This is a genomic window from Microbacterium bandirmense, assembly GCF_037204185.1.
Classification (GTDB): domain Bacteria; phylum Actinomycetota; class Actinomycetes; order Actinomycetales; family Microbacteriaceae; genus Microbacterium; species Microbacterium bandirmense.
In genome coordinates this window covers 19,159-36,003 of record NZ_JBBDGM010000009.1, presented here as the reverse complement: position 1 = coordinate 36,003, position 16,845 = coordinate 19,159, and the positions used below count along the sequence as shown (strand labels likewise).

At 69.2% G+C, this 16,845-nt stretch carries 19 protein-coding genes and 1 tRNA gene; 10 read left to right on the top strand and 10 right to left on the bottom strand.

All coding sequences use genetic code 11. The features are described 5' to 3' along the window. Positions 1 to 41 precede the first annotated feature (41 nt). Positions 42 to 680: an NAD(P)-dependent oxidoreductase gene (locus tag WDU99_RS11555; protein ID WP_337332614.1), complete on the top strand. Its 639-nt coding sequence runs from the start codon at positions 42 to 44 to the stop codon at positions 678 to 680. Between the two features lie 2 nt (positions 681 to 682). Here WDU99_RS11555 and WDU99_RS11550 read toward each other — a convergent pair whose 3' ends face one another. Next, positions 683 to 1,990, bottom strand: coding sequence for a DUF4032 domain-containing protein (locus tag WDU99_RS11550; protein WP_337332613.1), 1,308 nt, complete (start codon positions 1,988 to 1,990; stop codon positions 683 to 685). 90 nt (positions 1,991 to 2,080) lie between these two features. Further along, positions 2,081 to 3,184: an ABC transporter ATP-binding protein gene (locus tag WDU99_RS11545; protein ID WP_337332612.1), complete on the bottom strand. Its 1,104-nt coding sequence runs from the start codon at positions 3,182 to 3,184 to the stop codon at positions 2,081 to 2,083. Between the two features lie 214 nt (positions 3,185 to 3,398). Here WDU99_RS11545 and WDU99_RS11540 point away from each other — a divergent pair, with 214 nt between their 5' ends. Continuing rightward, positions 3,399 to 4,370, top strand: coding sequence for a DsbA family protein (locus WDU99_RS11540; RefSeq protein WP_337332611.1), 972 nt, complete (start codon positions 3,399 to 3,401; stop codon positions 4,368 to 4,370). Between the two features lie 64 nt (positions 4,371 to 4,434). After that, positions 4,435 to 4,507 (top strand) — tRNA-Thr (locus WDU99_RS11535). A 1-nt stretch (position 4,508) separates the two neighbouring features. Here WDU99_RS11535 and WDU99_RS11530 read toward each other — a convergent pair. After that, entirely contained in the window at positions 4,509 to 5,162 is a 654-nt protein-coding gene (locus WDU99_RS11530) for an SOS response-associated peptidase family protein (RefSeq protein WP_337332610.1), read from the bottom strand. Between the two features lie 66 nt (positions 5,163 to 5,228). On the opposite strand from WDU99_RS11530, the gene WDU99_RS11525 reads away from it, so the two are divergent. After that, positions 5,229 to 6,164 carry a DMT family transporter gene (locus WDU99_RS11525; protein WP_337332609.1) on the top strand — a complete coding sequence of 312 codons (936 nt, stop codon included), beginning with the start codon at positions 5,229 to 5,231 and terminating at the stop codon, positions 6,162 to 6,164. A gap of 6 nt (positions 6,165 to 6,170) precedes the next feature. Here WDU99_RS11525 and WDU99_RS11520 read toward each other — a convergent pair whose 3' ends face one another. Both WDU99_RS11520 and msrB read right to left on the bottom strand, forming a co-directional pair. After that, the gene (locus tag WDU99_RS11520; protein ID WP_420064008.1) at positions 6,171 to 6,848 is read right to left on the bottom strand and encodes a nitroreductase family protein; all 678 of its coding nucleotides are present in this window, start codon (positions 6,846 to 6,848) and stop codon (positions 6,171 to 6,173) included. Continuing rightward, positions 6,845 to 7,246: a peptide-methionine (R)-S-oxide reductase MsrB gene (gene msrB, locus WDU99_RS11515; protein ID WP_337332608.1), complete on the bottom strand. Its 402-nt coding sequence runs from the start codon at positions 7,244 to 7,246 to the stop codon at positions 6,845 to 6,847. The genes WDU99_RS11520 and msrB overlap by 4 nt, the downstream gene beginning before the upstream one ends. Before the next feature lie 61 nt (positions 7,247 to 7,307). Between msrB and WDU99_RS11510 the strand changes: the two genes are divergently transcribed. From WDU99_RS11510 to groL, 4 genes are all read left to right on the top strand, one after another. After that, the gene (locus WDU99_RS11510; RefSeq protein WP_337332607.1) at positions 7,308 to 8,300 is read left to right on the top strand and encodes a DUF2332 domain-containing protein; all 993 of its coding nucleotides are present in this window, start codon (positions 7,308 to 7,310) and stop codon (positions 8,298 to 8,300) included. Positions 8,301 to 8,309: 9 nt separating this feature from the next. Continuing rightward, the gene (locus WDU99_RS11505; RefSeq protein WP_337332606.1) at positions 8,310 to 8,567 is read left to right on the top strand and encodes a DUF3263 domain-containing protein; all 258 of its coding nucleotides are present in this window, start codon (positions 8,310 to 8,312) and stop codon (positions 8,565 to 8,567) included. 56 nt (positions 8,568 to 8,623) lie between these two features. Then, entirely contained in the window at positions 8,624 to 9,208 is a 585-nt protein-coding gene (locus WDU99_RS11500) for a LytR C-terminal domain-containing protein (protein ID WP_337332605.1), read from the top strand. A 129-nt stretch (positions 9,209 to 9,337) separates the two neighbouring features. Then, positions 9,338 to 10,954: a chaperonin GroEL gene (gene groL, locus WDU99_RS11495; RefSeq protein ID WP_337332604.1), complete on the top strand. Its 1,617-nt coding sequence runs from the start codon at positions 9,338 to 9,340 to the stop codon at positions 10,952 to 10,954. A 74-nt stretch (positions 10,955 to 11,028) separates the two neighbouring features. On the opposite strand, the gene WDU99_RS11490 is transcribed toward groL, so the two are convergent. The 4 genes from WDU99_RS11490 to WDU99_RS11475 form a co-directional block, all read right to left on the bottom strand. Further along, complete coding sequence (locus tag WDU99_RS11490) at positions 11,029 to 11,316, bottom strand: WXG100 family type VII secretion target (RefSeq protein WP_337332603.1); 288 nt, start codon at positions 11,314 to 11,316, stop codon at positions 11,029 to 11,031. Between the two features lie 115 nt (positions 11,317 to 11,431). Next, the gene (locus tag WDU99_RS11485) at positions 11,432 to 13,213 is read right to left on the bottom strand and encodes a sensor histidine kinase (protein ID WP_337332602.1); all 1,782 of its coding nucleotides are present in this window, start codon (positions 13,211 to 13,213) and stop codon (positions 11,432 to 11,434) included. A gap of 19 nt (positions 13,214 to 13,232) precedes the next feature. Continuing rightward, positions 13,233 to 13,925: a response regulator transcription factor gene (locus WDU99_RS11480; RefSeq protein ID WP_222446441.1), complete on the bottom strand. Its 693-nt coding sequence runs from the start codon at positions 13,923 to 13,925 to the stop codon at positions 13,233 to 13,235. 58 nt (positions 13,926 to 13,983) lie between these two features. Next, positions 13,984 to 14,520, bottom strand: a complete 537-nt coding sequence (locus WDU99_RS11475; protein ID WP_337332601.1) for a TetR/AcrR family transcriptional regulator — start codon at positions 14,518 to 14,520, stop codon at positions 13,984 to 13,986. Positions 14,521 to 14,584: 64 nt separating this feature from the next. On the opposite strand from WDU99_RS11475, the gene WDU99_RS11470 reads away from it, so the two are divergent. Together WDU99_RS11470 and WDU99_RS11465 are read left to right on the top strand one after the other, a co-directional pair. Next, on the top strand, positions 14,585 to 15,004 hold the full coding sequence (locus WDU99_RS11470; RefSeq protein WP_337332600.1) for a hypothetical protein: 420 nt from the start codon (positions 14,585 to 14,587) through the stop codon (positions 15,002 to 15,004). A 34-nt stretch (positions 15,005 to 15,038) separates the two neighbouring features. Then, positions 15,039 to 15,170 (top strand): hypothetical protein, encoded by a 132-nt coding sequence (locus tag WDU99_RS11465; protein ID WP_337332599.1) that lies wholly within the window; start codon positions 15,039 to 15,041, stop codon positions 15,168 to 15,170. A gap of 19 nt (positions 15,171 to 15,189) precedes the next feature. Here the strand turns inward: WDU99_RS11465 and WDU99_RS11460 are convergent, their stop codons facing one another. Continuing rightward, positions 15,190 to 16,833, bottom strand: coding sequence for a DNA repair helicase XPB (locus WDU99_RS11460; protein ID WP_337332598.1), 1,644 nt, complete (start codon positions 16,831 to 16,833; stop codon positions 15,190 to 15,192). Between the last annotated feature and the right edge of the window lie 12 nt (positions 16,834 to 16,845).

The window sequence follows — 16,845 nt, the reverse complement described above, 5'->3', positions numbered from 1 at the left end:
CTTGTACCGGATGTCAGCGTCCGCAGATCGGAAGGAAGCACATGTCTCGCATCGTCGTCATCGGAGGAACCGGCTACGCCGGATCGCACATCGTCCGCGAGGCGGTGAGCCGCGGGCACTCGGTGATCTCCGTGGCGCGCTCGGTTCCGGCTGAGCGCGTGGAGGGGGCGGTGTACCTCGAGGGGAACATCCTCGACGTGCCGGGCCTGCTCGAGCAGATCGACGAGGCCGAGGTCGTGATCCAGGCGCTCTCCCCGCGCGGCGACATGGTCGGCAAGGTGCGTCCCGCGACGGCCGAACTCGTCGCAGCCCTCCCCGAGAACGTGCGGGTCGGTGTGGTCGGCGGTGCCGGCGGCAGCCTGATCGCCCCGGATGGACCGCGCTTGATCGACTCCGGATTCCCGGAAGAGTTCAAGGCCGAGGCCTCGGAGGCGATCGGCGTGCTCGAAGACCTGCAGGCCGACACCAGCGGACGCGACTGGTTCTTCATCCACCCCGCCGGCGGCTTCGGCAACTGGGCGCCGGGCGAGCGCACGGGAGCGTACCGCGATGGCGGTCCTGTCATGGTGACCGACGACAATGGCGACTCGTACATCTCCGGTCCGGACCTCGGCGTCGCGTTCGTCGACGAGATCGAGAACCCGAGGCACAGCCGGGAGAACTTCGCCGTCGGGTACTAGCCTCAGACCAGGTCACGCCAGTCGATGGCGGCAGTGTCGTCGGAGACCGGCACAGCGCCGGTCACCACGGGCAGACCCATCGTCTCGGTGGGCGGGCCCATGATCGTCGCCTCGTCGCGCCGATGCCGCAGCACGTCGTTGATGTAGCTGGTGAGCACCTCGGCCAGGGGCACCGAGCGCCCCTGCGCCTGGGAGAGGTACCACCGGTGCTCGAGCACCTGGTGGTAGACCTCGGCGGGCTCGAGCTTGGCGCGCAGGTCGTAGGGAATGGCGCGCACGACGGGCTCGAACACCCGGGTGAGCCATTCGTGCGCGTACATCTCCTCGTCGGCCAGATCCTTCTTCGAGCGCACCCGGAACTGGTCGAGGTCGTTCAGCAGACGTCGTGCCTGGTTCTCCTCGACGTCGAGGCCGGTCAGGCGGATCAGGCGCCGCTGGTGATGGCCGGCGTCGACGACTTTCGGCTGGATGCGCACCGAGGTGCCGTCAGGGGTCGTGACCATCGACATCTCATCGATGTCGAAGCCCAGCGCGTTCAGCTTCTCGACGCGCTCGGTGATGCGCCAGGCCTCGTCGGTCGAGAACGACTCCTCATCGGTGAGCGCCGCCCACAGCGACCGGTACGACGACACGATGCCATCGGCGATCTCAAGCGCGTCCAGGCCGCGTTCGAGGCGTCCGCCGGCGGCGAGGTCCATGATCTCGCCGGCGATGTTGGTGCGCGCCAGATCGAGGTCGTAGGCCCGCTGACCGTCGGTCAGGCCCTCCTCGTGCAGTTCGCCCGTCTCGGCATCCACCAGGTACGCCGCGAACGCACCGGCGTCGCGGCGGAACAGCGTGTTCGACAGCGACACATCACCCCAGTAGAAGCCCACGTTGTGCAGCCGCACCAGCAGCAGCGCGAGGGCATCGACCAGACGGGTCGCCGTATCGGGCCGGAGCACCTGCGTGAACAGCGCGCGGTAGGGCATCGAGAAGCGCAGGTGAGACGTCACCAGCGCCGCGGGCAGCGCCTTGCCGTCATCGTCGGTGCGACCCGCGATCACCGCGACGCGACTGACGCACGGCACATCGTGCCCTGCCAGATTGCCGAGCATCTCGTACTCGCGCTGTGCCATCTCGGCCGTCGTCTCCTTGACGGCGACGACGCGGCCCGACAGATCGGCGAAGCGCACCAGGTGGCGCGAGAGCCCCTTCGGCAGCGACACGATGTGCTCGGAGGGCCATTTGCTCAGCGGTGTCGACCACGGCAGCGACAGCAACCCGGGGTCGATGGCACTGGCCGTGATCCGCAGCGATTCCTGCGTCATGCGTCCTCCCAGGTCGGCGCGGGCCCCGCCGCGAACGGCGACGGCGCGGGGCGACCGTGAAGGTCGACCCGCGCCGTCGAGTGTCGAATGTCAGGCCGAGACGACCGGCTGCTCGTTCAGGCGCTCGCCCGTCTCGATGTCGAACAGGTGCACGTGGCCGGGAACCGGCGCCAGCACGACGGTGTCGCCGGCCATCGGGTGACGACGGCCGTCGACGCGCGCGACCAGGTCGATGCGCTTGCCGTTGACATCGGTGTGGCCGTACAGGTAGCCGTCCGCGCCGAGCTCCTCGACGAGGTCGACCGTGACCGTGAGACCCTGGCCGTCCTCGGGGGCGACGATGATGTCCTCGGGGCGGATGCCGACGGTGACCGTGCTGCCGTGCGCCTTGGTGACGGCTGCGGTCTCGGTGGCGACCGACTTGGTGCCGAACTGCACGCCGCCCTCGGTGAGGGGGACCTCGAAGAGGTTCATCGCGGGCGAGCCGATGAAGCCGGCGACGAACACGTTGCTCGGGGTCTCGTACAGGTCGCGGGGCGTGCCGACCTGCTGCAGGATGCCGTCCTTCAGCACGGCGATCCGGTCGCCCATGGTGAGGGCCTCGGTCTGGTCGTGGGTGACGTAGACGGTGGTGACACCGAGGCGACGCTGCAGCGACGCGATCTGGGTGCGGGTCTGCACGCGCAGCTTGGCGTCGAGGTTCGACAGCGGCTCGTCCATGAGGAACACCTGCGGCTGACGCACGATCGCGCGGCCCATGGCGACACGCTGACGCTGGCCACCCGAGAGGGCCTTCGGCTTGCGGTTCAGGTACTCCTCAAGGTCGAGGAGCTTGGCCGCCTCGAGCACGCGCTGTGCACGCTCCTCCTTGCCGACACCGGCGATCTTGAGCGCGAAGCCCATGTTCTCGGCGACGGTCATGTGCGGGTACAGCGCGTAGTTCTGGAACACCATCGCGATGTCGCGGTCCTTCGGTGGCACGTCGGTGACGTCGCGGTCACCGATCAGGATGCGGCCGCCGTTGACCTCTTCGAGGCCGGCGAGCATGCGCAGCGATGTGGACTTACCGCAACCGGAGGGGCCGACAAGAACCAGGAACTCGCCGTCGGCGATCTCGATGTTCAGCTTGTCGACCGCGGGGCGGGAGCCGCCGGGGTAGAGGCGGGTGGCGTCGTCGAAAGTCACGGTTGCCATTGATTTCTCCTTCACCGGCAGGTACGTGCCGGACGATCCGTTGTGATGGAAGCGGTGGGGAACCCCCGCCGTGACCCGCCATCGGGTCGAGATCAGTATGGCACGGCCGCGGGCGTCTGGGTATTTCTCAGGCTGCCTCGTTACCATCGAACCCGGTGCCGCGCTACTCCGCGGCCGCGGGAGCACCCGTCCCACCCGATCTTCAAGAGGAACGATGTCGAGCGACGAAACGCCGAACGTCCCCGCCGCGCGCAACACCCGCGATGCGGTGAGGCAGAAAGCACAGCAGGTGCAGGCTCAGCAGTCCCGAGCCCGCCTGGTGCGACGGATCATCATCGGACTCGTCGCGATCGTCGCCGTCGGATCCATCGGTGCGGCCGTCGCGTACGCCGTCGGCTCGTCGATGTCGAAGCCCGAGCTCAGCCCGAGCGGCATGGACGATGACGGCGTGACCGTGAACGAGGTCACCCTCGCCGCCGGCACCGGAGCGACGCCGACCCCGACTCCATCGGCATCCGAGGCGGGTGCGTCGTCGACGCCGACCCCCGACCCGACCGCGACGGCCAGTGAACCCACCGAGATCCACGTCTACGTCGACTACCTCTCGACCGGTGCCGCCGAGTTCGAGCGCGCCAACGCCCGTCAGCTGGCGACCTGGATCGAGCAGGGAGCCGTCACCGTCACGTATCACCCGGTGGCGCTGCTGACCGCGAGCTCGAACGGCACCAAGTACTCGCTGCGGGCCGCATCGGCGGCAGCCTGCGTCGCGACGTACTCGCAGGATCAGTTCTACGACTACAACCACGAGCTGCTGGCCGACCAGCCCGAGATCGACACGAACGGTCGCACCGACGTGCAGCTGGCCGACCTGGCCGTCGCGGTCGGCGTCAGCGACGCCAAGAAGGTGCGCGAGTGCATCGAGGGGCAGGACTTCGTGAAGTGGGCGAAGGATGCCACGGCGCGCGCCCTGGAGGGTCCGCTGCCCGGCTCGAACGATCTCAAGCTCAACAACGAAGCGCTGGTCGTCGTCGAGGGCAAGGCGTACGTGGGGGCCATGGGCGACCCGGCGGAGTTCTCGCAGTTCGTGCTCACCACCGCCAGTGACGAGTACTTCGGGGCGACCCAGCCGACGCCCACCCCGACGCCGGTGCCCACCGATCAGGCCACCCCCGCCCCGAAGTCCTGACGCGGGGTGCGGGAGACGCCCGCGCCGTGACTATGCTTGTGACGGTCCGCCTGTGGCGGCCCTCGCCGACTTGGCGCAATTGGTAGCGCACCGTACTTGTAATACGGGGGTTACGGGTTCGAGTCCCGTAGTCGGCTCTCAGAACAGCATCCCCTCGCCCTTGTCATCGGGGCGGGCGGCGGCGCTGACCCGCTCGTCGAGCGTCTCGGCGGCCGTCAGGGCCGCATCGATGAGCTCGCGGGACGGCTCGCCGGTCAGCCAGTCGTCGGCGAAAGCAGTCGGGATCAGCACGGGTATCCGATCGTGGATTCCGGCGAGGTGCGCGGGTGACGGACGCATGACGATCGAGTAGCACGTCGTCCACTCGCCGTCGGGCGTGCGCCCGCGCTGGGTGACGGCGGCCATGCCGAACAGCACGCCGGGGCCGAGTCCGAACTCGTGCCAGACGCGATCGGGCTTCTGCATCTCGTACCAGCCGGTCGCCGGCACGAGGGCACGGGAGCGCAGACCGCCCGGGCGATCCTGCAGACGCTCGGAGCGGGTGTTGATCGAGGGGAACTTCGCCGGGGCGCCGTCGACGAGGTACCCCCACCACGCCGACTCGAGCGTGGCGCCACCCTCGCCCGCCGTCACCAGCGGGTTGACGTTGCGCAGGTTCTTGCCGGTGGGTCGCAGTGTCTCGCCGGCGTTCTGCTGCGCCCACGACCGCAGCCCGTCCAGCACAGCCTCATCGGCCTCGGCCAGCAGCTCGGCATCGGTGAACCGGGGATCCAGCCCGTAGCTCGCGCACATGCGGCCAGCGTAATGACCCCCACCCACATCGGGGAGCTTCATCGCCGCACGGGTAATGTTGCCAGGATGACCGAGAAGCGCCACCTGCCCACCTGGGTCGCCCTCGGCGGAGCGGTCAGCATCGGCATCATGACGGCAGTGCAAGCCCGCATCAACGGTGTTCTCGGAGTGCGGATCGGCGACGGCATCGTCGCCGGCCTCATCTCGTTCGCCGTCGGGCTCGCGTTCCTGCTCATCGTCATCCCCGTCATCCCCTCGGCACGAGCCGGAGTGACGCGTCTGGCCACGGGCATCCGATCACGCACGATCCCGTTCTGGATGCTGCTGGGGGGAACCTGCGGCGCGCTGACCGTCTCGACGCAGGGGCTGGTCGCCGGGGTGCTCGGAGTCTCGCTGTTCACCGTCGGCGTCGTCGCAGGGCAGACGCTGCACGGTCTGCTGCTCGACCGCATCGGCTTCGGTCCCTCCGGCGTCGTCGCGGTCACACCAGGCCGCGTCATCGGAGGAGCGCTCGCATTGGTCGCGGTCGCGATCTCGCTGGGCGGTGATGTGCTCGCCACCGCTCCGCTCTGGCTGCTTCTGCTGCCGTTCCTCGCGGGCGCCGGCATCGCCTGGCAGGCCGGGGCGAACGGGCGCCTCGCACGCGCCACGGCCTCGCCGATCACCGCGACACTCATGAGCTTCATCGCCGGCACGACCGTGCTGCTCGTCGCGAGCGGCGCCAGCATCGCAATCACCGGCATGCCCGCCGCTCTGCCGACCGAGCCGTGGCTGTATGTCGGCGGCCTGCTCGGCTTCGCCTACATCCTGCTCGGCGCGTGGCTGGTGCCGCACACCGGCGTGCTGCTGCTCGGGCTCGGCAGCGTGCTCGGCCAGCTGACGGCATCCATCGCGATCGACCTGCTCTGGCCGGTGGAGGCGGGGCCTGCCCTGTGGCAGCTCATCGCGATGATCGTCGTCGCCGTGGCATCCGTCGTCGTCGCGCTGCCGCGACGACGCTGACGCGTCTCAGCCCTTCGGCTTCTTGTCGGCCTTCGCGCGCTTCTTCGCCTTCTTCGCACGCTTCTTGTCCTGCTTCGCGCGCTTCTTATCCTTCTTGTCCTTCTTGGGCTTCTCGAGCTTCTGGAGAGCAGCGTCGTCGGTCGCGCCCGGCGCAGGCATCCGACTCAGCACGGCGTCGACATCGACCGGCTTGCGCCGACCGGCATCCTTGCCCTCGGGCCTGCCGCCGACGTAGAGCCAGCCGAGCAGCTCCTCGTTCTCACCGAGTCCGTGTGCGTGCGCGACCTGCGCCGAGCGGGTGAGTCCACCGGTGCGCCAGATGACGCCCCAGCCGGCCTCATCGAGCAGCAGGCTGAGCGTGTGCGCCACCCCGGATGCGACGGCCTCCTGCTCCCAGCGCGGCACTTTCTCGCTGGCGCGGTACGACGCGACGATCGCGATCAGCAGCGAAGCGCGCAGCGGCTTCGTCGAGGGCTTGTCGTCGCCCGCGGCACTCGCCAGCGCCTCTCCGAGCACCAGCCGGTCGTCACCACGCAGTTCGATCAGCCGCCATGGTCGCAGCGAGGAGTGATCGGCGACGCGTCCGGCGGCCTCGACCAACGGCACCAGCTGCTCATGTGTGGGCGCCTCGTCGGTGACCTTCGACCACGAGGTGCGCCGCAGCACCGATTCGAGGGCGGTCACTTGTCGGGTGTGAAGTTCAGCGCGATCGAGTTCATGCAGTACCGGTCGCCCGTGGGCGTGCCGAACCCGTCGGGGAACACATGGCCGAGGTGCGAGCCGCAGGCAGCACAGCGCACCTCGGTGCGCTCCATGCCCAGCGAGCGGTCCTCGATGAGTTCCACGGCCTCTGGGCGCACCGACTCGTAGAAGCTCGGCCAGCCGCATCCCGAATCGAACTTGGTGCCGCTGCGGAACAGCTCTGCCCCGCAGGCGCCGCAGGTGTAGAGGCCGTCGCGCTTCTCGTCGAGCAGCTCGCCGGTCCACGGGCGCTCGGTCGCGGCGGTGCGCAGCACCGCGTACTGGTCATCGCCGAGTTCGGCCCGCCACTCGGCATCCGTCTTGTTCACGCTGTACGACATGCCTCTATTCTCCACCGGTTCGGCGCCGGTGGCGCCGGGATGCGTCGGCGAGAATGGGAGCATGACGGATGCCGTGCGCGAGCGCTACACCCGGTTCGCCGAGCACGAGGCGCCGGGCCGCAGCGCGCTGTACGCCGCGTGGGCGGCGGGGATCGCGGCGGATGCTGAGATGCTGACGCTGTTGGAGCAGATCAGCCCGCAGGATCGGCAGCCGCCGCTGGTCTTCGCGGTCAGTCGGATGCTGGGAGCGCCTCTCGCTCCGTACCCCGAGTGGCGCGGGTTCATGCTCGAGCACGCCGCCGCGCTGGTCGACGGATGCCAGAGCCGCACCGTGCAGACCAACGAGCCGCTGCGCCTGGCCGCCCTGCTGCCGGCGCTGGGCCGGATCGAGGGCCCGCTCGCCCTGCTCGAGCTCGGTGCGGCGGCCGGACTGTGCCTGTACCCCGATCGGTACTCCTACCGGTTCATCGGCGACGACGGTGCGGAGCGCGGTCGTCTCGACCCCGACGAAGGCCCCTCCGACGTCGTGCTGACCAGTGTCGTGCGCGGGGCCATGCCACCGCTGAGGATGCCCGAGGTGGTGTGGCGCGGCGGCATCGACCTGGCGCCCGTCGACGTGCGCGACGCCGCCGATCGCGAGTGGATGCGGTCGCTGATCTGGCCGGGGGAGCACGAGCGCGCCACGCGGATCGAGGCCGCGATGCGCATCGCGGCCGAGGACCCGCCACTGCTGCGCGCCGGCGACGCGGCCGAGCGACTCGATGAGCTCGTGGCCGTCGCACCGCGCGATGCGACGCTGGTCGTCACGACGCCCGGCATGCTCGTGTATCTGCCGCGCTCGGCCAGGACGGCGCTCATCGATCGCATCCGGGCCCTGGACGCACGGTGGATCACCATCGACGCCCCTGGTCTGCACGAGGGCTGGCAACCACCCGTCGATCGCGGCGACTTCGACGGCTTCGCCGTCGCGCTCGACGGGCAGGTCCTCGCCGATGCCGATCCGCTCGGACGGTGGTGGGAGTGGCGTGCCGGTGATGGCGCCGACGCCGCGTAGCCTGAGGACATGCTCGGGGAACTCTCCGATCGCGATCGCGCGATCCTGACGCTGGAAGCGGCCTGGCCGCGACACGGCGGCATGAAGGAGGAGACCATCCGGACGCAGCTGGGCATGAGTCCCGCCCGGTACTACCAGCTGCTCGGCCGCATCATCGAGACCGAGCAGGCCCTGCAGTTCGATCCGCTCCTGGTGCGCCGCCTGCGCCGGCTGCGCGACGCGCGCGGTGCGCAGCGCACGGCGCGCATGCGGGGTTTCGCCGGCTGACGCGCCGCCCGGTCGCTCGGTGCGGATTCTCGGGGTCGCCCCGCTAGCATCGAGGGGTGTCAAAGCCCCCACATGACCGTTTCGACGACATCCCCCGCACGTCCGGACGCGTCGGCGCGCACCGTGCCGAGCAGCCCGGCATGAACGGCTTCGTCGTCTTGCTGTGGTCGGCGGCCGTCGCGCTGGTGCTCATCGTCGGCGGCATCTTCGTCTCGCTGGTCATGATGGACCGCATCTCGTTCGGCCCTGACGAGGCCGCCCTCAGCGTTCCGCAGCAGACGCAGGGCACGGCTCCCGAGGTCGACACCTCCTACCGTGTGCTGATCCTGAACGCGACACCCGAGGGCGGACTGGTGGCGTCGACGCGCGAGGCGCTGCTGGCCGAGGGATGGCCGGAAGACGGCGTCTTCGGCAGCGAGGGATCGAGCCAGGAGTTCGAGAAGACGACGGTGTTCTACGTCGAAGCCGCCGACGAGGCCGCAGCCCTCGGGGTCGCCGAGGTGCTCGGAGGGGCAGAGGTGCAGCAGAGCGACTTCTACGCGGGCATGAACGACACCGATCAGCCGCAGCTGACCGTCGTGATCGGTCTCGATCGCGCCACCGACGCGCCGGAAGATGGCGAGCAGGCCCCCGCGGAGTGATCCGCGCTGGGCGAACGCCCACTCCCGACGGCTTGCACTCTCATGGGTCGAGTGCCAAACTGGGTGTTAGCACTCGCATACTCTGAGTGCTAAATCCCATCGCCTACGTCCGGGAGGGACGAAAGACTCATGGCAAAGATCATCGCTTTCGATGAGGAGGCCCGTCGCGGCCTCGAGCGCGGCCTCAACATCCTGGCCGACGCCGTCAAGGTGACCCTCGGCCCGCGCGGTCGCAACGTCGTGCTCGAGAAGAAGTGGGGCGCCCCCACGATCACGAACGACGGTGTGTCGATCGCCAAGGAGATCGAGCTCGACGACCCGTACGAGAAGATCGGTGCGGAGCTCGTCAAGGAGGTCGCCAAGAAGACCGACGACGTCGCCGGTGACGGCACGACCACGGCGACCGTGCTGGCCCAGGCGCTGGTCCGCGAGGGTCTGCGCAACGTCGCAGCCGGCGCCGACCCCATCTCGCTCAAGCGCGGCATCGAGAAGGCCGTCGCGGCCATCACCGAAGACCTGCTGAGCAGCGCCAAGGAGATCGACTCGAAGGAGCAGATCGCCGCCACGGCATCGATCTCCGCCGCTGACCCCGAGATCGGCGAGCTCATCGCCGAGGCGATCGACAAGGTCGGCAAGGAGGGCGTGGTCACCGTCGAGGAGTCGCAGACCTTCGGCACCGAGCTCGAGCTCACCGAGGGCATGCGCTTCGACAAGGGCTACCTGAACCCCTACTTCGTCACCGACCCCGAGCGCCAGGAAGCGGTCTTCGAGGACCCGTACATCCTGATCGCCAACCAGAAGATCGGCAACATCAAGGACCTGCTGCCGGTCGTCGACAAGGTGATCCAGGACGGCAAGGAGCTCGTCATCATCGCCGAGGACGTCGAGGGCGAGGCTCTCGCGACGCTCGTGCTGAACAAGATCCGCGGCATCTTCAAGTCGGTCGCCGTCAAGGCCCCCGGCTTCGGCGACCGTCGCAAGGCGCAGCTGCAGGACATCGCGATCCTCACCGGCGGCCAGGTCATCACCGAAGAGGTCGGCCTCAAGCTCGAGAACACCACCCTCGACCTGCTCGGCCGTGCTCGCAAGGTCATCGTCACCAAGGACGAGACCACGATCGTCGAGGGCGCCGGCGAGGCGTCGACGATCGAGGGCCGCGTGACCCAGATCCGTCGCGAGATCGAGAACACCGACAGCGACTACGACCGCGAGAAGCTCCAGGAGCGCCTCGCCAAGCTCGCCGGCGGCGTGGCCGTCATCAAGGCGGGTGCGGCGACCGAGGTCGAGCTGAAGGAGCGCAAGCACCGCATCGAGGACGCCGTCCGCAACGCGAAGGCGGCCGTCGAGGAGGGCATCGTCCCCGGTGGTGGCGTCGCGCTGCTGCAGTCGGCCAAGGTGCTCGACAACCTCGCCCTCGAGGGTGACGAGGCCACCGGCGCGAACATCGTGCGTGTCGCGACCGAGGCACCGCTCAAGCAGATCGCCATCAACGCCGGTCTCGAGCCCGGCGTCGTGTCGCACAAGGTCGCCGAGCTCCCCGCCGGCCAGGGCCTGAACGCGGCCACCGGCGAGTACGGCGACATGTTCGCACAGGGCATCATCGACCCGGCCAAGGTCACCCGCTCGGCGCTGCAGAACGCGGCATCGATCGCCGGCCTGTTCCTCACCACCGAGGCGGTCGTGGCCGACAAGCCCGAGAAGGCGCCGGCTGTTCCGGCCGACCCGTCGGGTGGCATGGACTTCTGATCTGACTGATCGGAAGCCCACGGCTCAGACAGAACGCCCCCTGCTCCGGCAGGGGGCGTTCTGCGTCCTCAGGCTCAGCGGAACAGGCTCGCCGAGTACTGATCGGCCTCGGCGTACTGGTTCGCGGCGGCGCCCAGGGCGGTGCTGATCGATGCGAGCACCTGCTCGACGTGCAGCTGCGCGCCGCGCCACTGCTCACCGCACTGCTGGAACGCCACGGACGCGGGGCCTGTCCAGGTGGATTGCAGCTGCGTCAGCTGCGCCATGAGGGCGGTCGATTCGCTCTGCAGGCGCTCCATCGTGGCCCTGGCTGCGCCGTGCGCCGCGGCTACCGCATCGGTGTCGACGGTGAAGACGGACATGGGGTTCTCCTCTCAACGGGCTTCCGACTCTAGAAGTGCGTCGGGCGAGTGAGAGCGGCGGATGCCGGAGCCGGTGGACAACTCGGCGGATGCCCCGATTGTGCAGGAGGAGAGGTCAAAGCTCCAGGCGGTCGAGCGGCTGGGTCTCCTCCAGCAGGTGCGCGGGTGTGGCCTGCGGCGGGGCGAGCGGCAGCGACACCACGAACGTCGCCCCGCCACCCGGCGTCTCGTCCACCCGGACCGTGCCGTGCAGCGATTCGATGATCGATGCCACGATCGCCAGGCCGAGCCCGGAGCCACCGGTCTCCCGGGCGCGCGAGGTGTCGGCCCGCCAGAACCGCTCGAAGATGTGCTCCCGGATCTGCGGGGGGATCCCGTCACCGTGGTCGACCACCGCGATCGTGCCGACCCCACGTCGGCGATCCGCTCCGACGACGATCTCGATGGGGGCGTCCTCGGCCGAGAAGCGGCGGGCGTTGCCCAGCAGGTTCGTCACGACCTGTCGCACCTTGTTGTCCTCGCCGAGCACGATCGGCGGCGTGCGCACCGGGGCATCTGTCGCTTCGGTGAAGTCGATCGCCGGCAAGCCGCCCGGCGTCGTGCCATCGCCGCCTTGGCGAGCGACCGGCGAGTCCGCTGCCGGCGTTCTGGGCGGCTGTGCGCCGGCCTTCGGGCGGCGGCGCAGCCGGGCGAGCGCACCCGCGGCCCGCCCCGGCGCCGGGGCCGGCTTGGCCGATGTGGCCGTCGCGGCCGGCCGTGTGCGGGTCTCGGTCGTTCCGTCGGCGGTGGTGTCGATCACGGTCACCGTGCGCGCCGGGGCCGCCACGCGCATATCCAGCGCCGCGTCGCGCGCGATCGGGCGAAGGTCGAGCGGCTCGATCTGCAGTTCTCGCGAGCGCTCCTCATCGAGCCGCGCGAGGGCGAGCAGGTCCTCGACCAGCACCCCCATGCGGATCGCCTCTTTCTCGATGCGCTCCATCGCCCGTGCCGTGTCTTCGTCGCCGTGGATGGCGCCCATCCGGTACAGCTCGGCATAGCCGCGCACGCTGACCAGGGGAGTGCGCAGCTCGTGGCTGGCGTCGCCGATGAAGCGACGCATGTTCTGCACTGTGCGATCGCGTTGAGCGATCGAACGGTCGACACGGTCGAGCATGGTGTTGATGGCCGCATTCAGGCGCCCCACCTCTGTGGTGGGCTCCAGATCGGTGAGTCGCTGGCTGAAGTCGCCCGCCGCGATCGCCATGGCGGTCGACTCCACATGGCCGAGGCGGCGGAACGTGAGCGTCACCAGCACTCGTGTCAGCAGAGCCGCCAGCAGGATGGTCACCAGAGCGACCGTGGTGTACACGGCGAAATAGGTGCCGACGATGCGGTCGGCCTCCTCGAGCGGCAGCGCGACGACCTGCACGTAGAGGATGTTCTGAGCGCTCTGGGCGGGCTGGGGCGACACGGCGGCGTGGAACTCCAGGCCGTCGGGGTTGTTCAGCGGCAGGACCTGGTCTTCCTTGGCCTTGGCCTGCTGCAGCGTGAACGTCTCGGGGAAGGCTGGTCGCGAGTCGGCCGATTGCCCGCCCGCCTCGGCGATCGGGGTGCCGTCGGTCTGGTAGAACGCGACGACGAAGTCGGTCGAGCGCGGAGCATCGGCGGCAGGCGCGAAGACGAGCATCCCGTCGTCACCCGCGGTGACGTCGAAGAACCGCTCGGCCTGCCCCGTGGTCGCCAGGGCCGGCAGCTGCGCGTCGATGTTGTTGATCATGGCGCCCCGCAGGATGGGCACCGTGCCGATTCCGGCGATCACCAGACCCAGCGCGAGCACGGCGACGGTGACGCCGGTGACCTTGGCGCGCAGACTGATCCGACGCCACCACAGGGTGACGGAATCGGATCCGTTCGCCATTCCCGTCACCGACTCCGCGTCACGCGGACTTGCCGACCTTCAGCATGTAGCCGAAGCCGCGCTTGGTCTGGATGACCGATTCCTCGGTGTGCGGATCGATCTTGCGGCGCAGGTACGAGATGTAGCTCTCGACGATTCCGGCGTCGCCGTTGAAGTCGTACTCCCAGACGTGGTCGAGGATCTGCGCCTTCGACAGCACCCGGTTGGGGTTGAGCATGAGGTACTTCAGCAGCTTGAACTCGGTCGGGCTCAGCTCGATCGGGACCTTGCCCACGAACACGTCGTGGGTGTCCTGATCCATCGACAGCTCGCCGGCGCGGATCAGCGACTCCTCGTCGGCCTGCATGGTGCGTCGCAGGATCGCCTGGGCGCGGGCGACGATCTCGTCGAGCGCGAAGGGCTTGGTCACGTAGTCGTCGCCGCCGGAGTTGAGCCCCTCGATCTTGTCCTGGGTGTCGTCCTTGGCGGTCAGGAACAGGATGGGTGCGGTGAATCCGGCGCCCCGCAGTCGCTTGGTGACGCTGAACCCGTTCATATCGGGCAGCATGACGTCGAGGATGATGAGGTCGGGCTCCTCTTCGAGGACGGCCGAGATGGTGGCCGCGCCGTTGGCGACCGTCTTCACCTTGAATCCGGCGAAGCTGAGACCCCGAGAGAGCAGGTCGCGGATGTTCGGTTCGTCGTCGACGACCAGGATGCGCGCATCAGTCATGCCCCCATTATGGTGACTTCACCGTGGCATCGGCTGATTGTCTGCGGCGCGCGGCCGCTCAATCGTGCAGCGCACCCCGCACGGCGCGGGCGATCACGTCGGCGACCGGAGCGTTCGGATCGACGGTGAGTCGGTGCAGCAGCACGCCCTCGGCCGCCGCCATCAGGAAGGGCGTTCGATCGGCGGCCTCCGTGCCGCCTATCTCGAGCAGGATGCCGCGCACCCAGCTCTCGAAGCCGATCCGCTGTGCGCGCAGCGGCTGCGCGGCGTCGTCGTCGGCCTCGAGGAACAGGGCGTAGCGGGCGCGCGTGCGCGCCGACAGCGCGCCGGACTGCACCTCCACCATGCGGGTGAGCGCGGCGGTGAGCTGCGTCTCCGAGTGGATGCCGGGTTCGCCGGCATCCACCCGCTCGCTCTGGGCGATCCACGCGACGACTCCGCCCAGCAGGGCTGCGCGCGTGCGGAAATGATTGGAGGTGGATCCCGGCGGAAGCGCTGCGGCAGCATCCACCCGGCCGTGCGTGAGGGCGCGCACGCCCTCGGTCCCGACCAGGGTGATGGCGGCGTTGAGCGCGCGCTCTCGGATGCTGCTCACTCGATGAGCCTAGATGCACTACGTTTCTAGTGACAAATCACTACGAAAGTAGTACAGTTCCGTCATGGACCTGATCATCCTCGGCGCGTGGATCGTGCAGGCCGTGGCGGGGATCGCCCTGCTGGTCGGCTGGGCCCGCCATGCGCACGGCGCCGGTGCGCGAGCAGTGATCACGCATGTCGTCGTGGTGCTCGCCTGCCTCGCATCCTGGATCGTCTTCGTCGCCACCGGCGGGGTGCTCTGGGCGTGGCTTGCGGTCGTCGGCCTGTGCATCGGCATCCCGTTCGGCGAGACGCAGATGGTCGCCCGCTCGAGGCAGGTGCGCGGCGCGGCCCCCGCGGGCATGCGCGATTACGTGCGAGCCATCGGCACCGTGTTCACCGGACGGCTCCCGGCCCTGGTCACCTTCCACGCCATCTTCAGCGCCGTGGTGTTCTTCGGGTCGGTCGGCGTCGCGATCGGCGCGACGATCGCCCGAGCGTGAACCCGATGACGCACGGCGGAGTAGCATCCGAGGTATGGGTGAGGACGACGGCGGCGACAGCGCCTGCTGGCTGTCGAAGGTGTGCCCGGACTGCGGCGCGCTGCTCGACGACCTCGCGGCGCCCTGCTGGCGCTGCGGCCTGAAGCCGGGCGACGAACGCAGCTGACGCTGAGCCCCGCCGCCCGCTACGCGGCGCTCAGCTCGTGCGCGTCCATGATCGTGTAGCTGTAGCCCTGCTCCGCGAGGAACCGCTGACGATTCTGCGCGTAGTCCTGGTCGACCGTGTCGCGCGCGATCAGCGTGTAGAAGCTCGCCGTGTGGTTCGACTGCTTCGGGCGCAGCAGGCGTCCGAGACGCTGCGCCTCCTCCTGGCGCGAGCCGAACGACCCCGACACCTGGATCGCAACCGACGCCTCGGGCAGGTCGATCGAGAAGTTCGCCACCTTCGACACCACCAGCAGCGAGATCTCGCCCTCGCGGAACTGCCGGTACAGCTCTTCACGCTCATCCACCGGCGTCGCGCCCGTGATCTGCGGGGCTCCCAGCGCGTCGGACAGCGACTCAAGCTGATCCAGGTACTGTCCGATCACCAGGATGCGCTCGCCGGGGTGCTTGTCGATCAACTCGCGCACCGCGGCGATCTTCGCCGGTGCCGAGGCCGCCAGCCGATAGCGCTCGTCATCGGTCGCCGCCGCGTACTCCAGCCGGTCGCTCGGCGGCAGGTCGACACGCACCTCGTAGCAGGCTGCTGGCGAGATGAAGCCCTGCGCCTCGATCTGCTTCCACGGCGCGTCGAAGCGCTTGGGGCCGATCAGGCTGAACACGTCGCCCTCGCGGCCGTCCTCGCGCACCAGCGTGGCAGTCAGTCCGATGCGGCGGCGCGCCTGCAGGTCGGCGGTGAGCTTGAACACCGGAGCCGGCAGCAGGTGCACCTCGTCGTAGACGATCAGACCCCAGTCCATCTCGTCGAGCAGCGACAGGTGCGCGTACTGGCCCTTCCGCTTGGCGGTGAGGATCTGGTACGTCGCGATGGTGACGGGCTTGACCTCTTTCGCCTGCCCGGAGTACTCGCCGATCTCCTCGGCCGTGAGCGAGGTGCGCTTGAGCAGCTCGTCGCGCCACTGCCGTGCCGAGACGGTGTTCGTGACGAGGATCAGGGTCGTCGTGCCGGTGGCGGCCATCGCGCCCGCGCCGACGATCGTCTTGCCGGCGCCGCAGGGCAGCACCACCACGCCCGAGCCGTCCTTCGCGAAGGCGTCGACGGCTTCCCGCTGGTACGGGCGCATCGTCCAGCCGTCCTCGGCGAGGTCGATCTCATGCGGCGTGCCCGGCGTATAGCCGGCGAGGTCTTCGGCGGGCCAGCCGATCTTGAGCAGCTCCTGCTTGATCTGGCCGCGCGCCCATGCATCGACGACGTAGCTCTCGGGAGACGGATGCCCGATCAGCAGCGGCTGGATGCGCTTGTTGTTCGCGACCTGCGTGAGCACCGCCGGGTCGGACGAGTGCAGCACGAGTGCTCCCTCGTCGTCGCGCTCGATCACCAGGCGCCCGTAGCGGTTCACCGTCTCGCGCAGGTCGACGGCCACGGAGGGCGGCACGGGGAAGCGCGACCAGCGGTCGAGCGTCTCGAGCATGTCGTCGGCGGTGTGTCCGGCGGCGCGCGCGTTCCACAGGCCCAGCCGGGTGATGCGGTAGGTGTGGATGTGCTCCGGTGCGCGCTCGAGCTCGGCGAAGATCGCCAGCTCGTGCCGCGCGGACTCTGCGTCGGCGTGCGCGACCTCGAGCAGCACGGTGCGGTCGCTCTGGACGATCAGGGGGCCATCAGACATAGCAGACCAGTC